The 4,123-nt window shown below is 66.8% G+C and carries 4 protein-coding genes; all 4 read left to right on the top strand.

Translation table 11 applies throughout. From position 1 onward, the window contains the following. Window positions 1-16 precede the first annotated feature (16 nt). The 4 genes from EB084_21050 to EB084_21035 are packed head-to-tail and all read left to right on the top strand — an operon-like array spanning window position 17 to window position 3,927. Complete coding sequence (locus EB084_21050; protein NDD30756.1) at window positions 17-688, top strand: divergent polysaccharide deacetylase family protein; 672 nt, start codon at window positions 17-19, stop codon at window positions 686-688. Continuing rightward, a complete protein-coding gene (locus EB084_21045) occupies window positions 685-2,628 on the top strand; it encodes an N-acetylmuramoyl-L-alanine amidase (GenBank protein NDD30755.1) in 1,944 nt (647 codons plus the stop codon). The genes EB084_21050 and EB084_21045 overlap by 4 nt, the downstream gene beginning before the upstream one ends. A 27-nt stretch (window positions 2,629-2,655) precedes the next feature. After that, entirely contained in the window at window positions 2,656-3,654 is a 999-nt protein-coding gene (locus EB084_21040; protein ID NDD30754.1) for an undecaprenyl-diphosphate phosphatase, read from the top strand. 9 nt (window positions 3,655-3,663) lie between these two features. Next, window positions 3,664-3,927 (top strand): hypothetical protein, encoded by a 264-nt coding sequence (locus EB084_21035; protein ID NDD30753.1) that lies wholly within the window; start codon window positions 3,664-3,666, stop codon window positions 3,925-3,927. The last annotated feature ends 196 nt before the right edge of the window (window positions 3,928-4,123 follow it).

Below are 4,123 nucleotides of genomic sequence, written 5' to 3'. Positions count from 1 at the left end.
CGCTCCGCGCGCAGCCGTGATCATCGACGACTGCGGGAACAACAATGCCTCGACCCGTGCGTTCGTCGAGGCGCCGGCGCCGGTGACGCTGGCCGTGCTCCCGCATCTCGCCTTCTCGCGCCAGATCGCGCAAGAGGCGAAGGCTCACGCAAAAGGCGTCATGCTGCACTTCCCGATGGAGGCGACGGGCGATCACGACCCCGGCCCCGGCACGCTGCGCGTCGCGATGACCGAGACGCAGAAGAAGAAGATCATCGCGCAGAACCTCGACGCGCTCCCGGTGCTCGACGGCGTGAACAACCACGAAGGGTCGAAGGCCACCACCGACCCCGAGACCATGCGGCTCCTGCTGCGCTCAGTCAGAGACCGCGGGCTGTTCTGGGTCGACAGCTACACCACCCCCGCGTCGTGCGCGAGAGAGGTGGCCTCGAGCCTGCGGGTCTCGTTCGCCCGTCGCGATGTGTTCCTCGACAATGTCGACGACATCGAGGCGGTGAAGGAGAACCTCCGCCTCCTGATCCGCGAGGCGCTCGAGCATGGCGAGGCCGTCGGCATCGGACACGCCCGCACCACAACCGCCACGGCATTCGTCGAGATGATTCCCGCCTTCGAGGAAGCGGGCGTCAGGCTGGTCCTGGTGCGCGACCTCGTGCGCACCGCGCAGGCAGACAAGGAAGACAAGCGATGAGAACGATGCAGAGATACAGCGCGATGCTCCTCTGGCTGCTCATCGGCGCGTTGCTGGGCACGTCGCCGGTGTGGGCCGCCCCCGCGCCGGCCCCCACGACGGCGGCCCCCGAGGAAGCGCCCGTCGACGCCGGGCGACCGCTGCCCGCGCCCATCACCATCGAGGCCGCGGGACGCACCTTCCACATGCGTGGCGTCATCCTCGAGCAGGCGAACGTGGGGCTCATCGCCATCACCGACCCACAGACCCGAGCACTGTTCGACCTCTACACGTCGAGCCTTGCGTGGAGCGGCGGCACCGCGGTGGTGAAGGTCGACGCCCTCGAGACCCGACTTGCCGCAAACGCGCGAGAGGGGTGCCGGCCAGACGGAACGCGATTCCCCGTGGAAATCCCCGTCACCGTTGTCGACGGCGTTCCCCATCTTCCCGTCGCCCTGCTGCCCACGCTGCTCCCGGGGCGGCTGCAGGCAACTGGCTCGGGGCACTACATCTTCGATCCCCTGGTCACCTCGCTCGATGCCGAGAGCCAGGAAGGAGGCGGTGTGCGGCTCACCATCGAGTCGCGCGTGCCGATGACCCACCAGACGTTCGTGCTGCGCCATCCGCGCAGATACGTGCTCAACATCCCCCACGTGGCGCTCGACCTCGAGCGCTACCACGAGGTCCAGAACCGACGGCTGCAGCACCCTGAGCTGGGCGAGGTGCGCTTCGACCAGTTCTCCTTCCACCCCAACGTGCTCCGCGTGGTCTTCCCGCTGAAGGACGACTACGAGGTCCGGGTGCTCCCGCGCTCCACGCCTCGCCGCATGCTCGTCACCATCAACCGCCCGAGCGTGCAGGCGCACTCCGACGAGCTGAGCACGCAGAAGATCACCGACATGAAGATCGAGCACGCGCCGGGCCTGCTCCGCGTCGTGCTCAGATCGACGGGGCCATTCCAGTACGAATGGCATCGGCTCAAGTCACCCGACACGCGCTTCTTCCTCGACATCCCGAAAGCCGTGCTTGCAGGACCGCGTCGAGAGATCGACGTGAACGACGAATGGGTCAGCGGGGTTCGCATCGGCCAGTACCAGACCGAACCCATCCCAACGGTGCGCGTGCGCGTCGACCTCGAGAAGGTCGCCGACACGACGGTGTCCACATCGCCGACCGAACCCAACACCCTGGTGCTCGAGGTGCGCCACCGCCTGGTGTCCGATGATTCCACGGGCCTCAATGGGGTCGGGGTCTGTGGGGTGCCCTTCGCGGTATCCCCCGTCAACACGACCCGACCCACCGTGACACCGGTGAAGCCCACCGAGGAGAATCCCACACTTCCCCCGATTCCCGTGGGGAACGGCAACGGGCGCGTCATCTGCATCGACCCCGGGCACGGTGGCAGCGACTGTGGCGCGCTCAACCGCGCACTCAACATCTACGAGAAGGACGTCACCCTCGACATCGCGCTGCGCCTGCGCAACCAGCTCGCGGCCCGAGGCTGGCACGTCGTTCTCACCCGAACCACCGATCGCGACCTCACCTATCCCGGCTCTCCCGCGGCCGAGGAGCTGGGGGCGCGGGTGCGGGTTGCGCACGCGTTCCACGCCGACCTCTTCGTGAGCATACACTGCAACTCTTCGGCCAACACGTCTGCCAATGGAACATCGACCCACTACTTCAAGGACAGCGATCGCATTCTCGCGGGGGTGCTGCATCCGCGCGTGGTCGACGCCATCGGATGCCCCAATCGCGGGGTCGTGCGAAACCGATTCTACGTGCTGGCGCACTGCAAGCTCCCGTCCGTGCTCATCGAGACCGCGTTCATCAGCAACATGACCGAAGGGCGCAAGCTGGGCGACGCAGAGCAGCGACAGAAGCTGGCCGAAGCCATCGCCGACGGGCTCGGCGTCTACGTCGCGCGCAACACCACCCGCAAGACCGGAATGACGGGCCGCTGAACGCCGCCCGACCCACGAGGAGAGAACGTGATCACAGCCCTGCAGGCCGTCATCCAGGGGATCGTGGAAGGCATCACCGAGTTCCTTCCCATCTCATCGACCGGACACCTCATCGTATCAGAGCGGCTCATCGGCATGCCGAAGGATGATGCCTTCGAGATCGTCATCCAGCTGGGCGCCATCATCGCGGTGGTGTGGTACTACCGTGAAGAGCTGCTCGAGCAGCTGCGCCGCGTGGCCGTGGAGCCCATCGTCCGGCGGCTGTGGCTCAACCTCCTCATCGCATTCCTCCCCGTCGCCGTGGTCGGGCTCCTCGCCCACAAGCACATCAAGGCGCTGCTGTTCTCTCCCCTCGTAGTTGCGGCCTCGCTGGTGATCGGCGGGGTGATTCTCATCGTCACCGACTCCGACGAGGCCGAGGAGGCGCAGCGCTTCCCGAACGGCATCTACGACCTCATGCCAGGCCACGCCCTAAAGATCGGCGTGGCGCAGCTGTTCTCGCTCATCCCTGGGATGTCCCGGTCCGGGTCGACCATCGTGGGCGGCATGCTCACCGGTCTCGACCGGGCCACCGCCACCAAGTTCTCTTTCTTCCTTGCCATCCCCACCCTGGGAAGCGCGACGCTCTACGAGATGCTGAAAGAGCGCCATCACATCCTGGCCGGCGGGAACACGGTGCCCTTCCTCATCGGGACAGCGGTCTCATTCGTCGTTGCGCTGATGGCCATCGGGTGGCTGCTGCGATTCATCTCGAGCAACAGCTTCAAGGGCTTTGGCATCTACCGCATCGTCGCGGGCCTGACCATCGTGGCGCTGGTCTACGGTGGGGTCATTCCCCGCGCGGGAGCCCAGACCGAGGGCGGCGCGCCCGCGGTCACGCCCTCTGCCGCGCCGTCGGTGATGGCGTCTCCGAGCGCGTCTGGGCGCCCCGCGAACAAGCCGCGCAGCGAAGGGGCAGACGACAGAGGACTTCCTTCCCCCTCTGCGAAGCCCTCGGCGGGCGAGCGCCCCGCGCACGCCCGGTAGGAGGGTTCGATGATCCAGGTCAAGATTCTCGACATGACCGACAACTGGGAGCAGCAGGCCAGTCTGTCAGACGATGTGCCGCTCCGCGTGGTGTTCGTCGATCTCCTCCGACAGCTGGGCCTGCCGGATCGCGACCCACAGGGCGAGAAGGTGAGCTACGGCCTGGCCATCGACGGGCAGAGCGGCCTGCTCGATCCGGATCGCTCCCTGGCCCAGAGCGGGGTGCGAACCGGCACCCGATTGCGGCTGCTGGCGGCGTTCACCGCCCGCTGAACGGCCGCGGCAGGCGAGCTGAGAAAGGCTTCGTGGCGGGCTCTGCGACGCTTCATCAGGAGCGGGAAAAAAGTTTCACCGACGTATTGACAGCCCTTTGCCTGCGTGATAATATCCTCAAGCGCCCAGCGCACTGGCCGCCGCGACATCGCGGTGAGCGTGCCGCAGACGGCGCCACGACGCACACCTGGCGGAA

It is taken from the genome of Pseudomonadota bacterium (assembly GCA_010028905.1).
Classification (GTDB): Bacteria; Vulcanimicrobiota; Xenobia; order RGZZ01; family RGZZ01; genus RGZZ01.
This window is presented reverse-complemented; position numbering and strand designations above follow the sequence as displayed.

What these genes read in the sequence shown, in the direction of transcription:
- EB084_21045 (NDD30755.1), top strand. Translation starts at nt 685, where the DNA reads ATGAGAACGATGCAGAGATACAGCGCGATGCTCCTCTGGCTGCTCATC.
- EB084_21035 (NDD30753.1), top strand. Translation starts at nt 3,664, where the DNA reads ATGATCCAGGTCAAGATTCTCGACATGACCGACAACTGGGAGCAGCAG.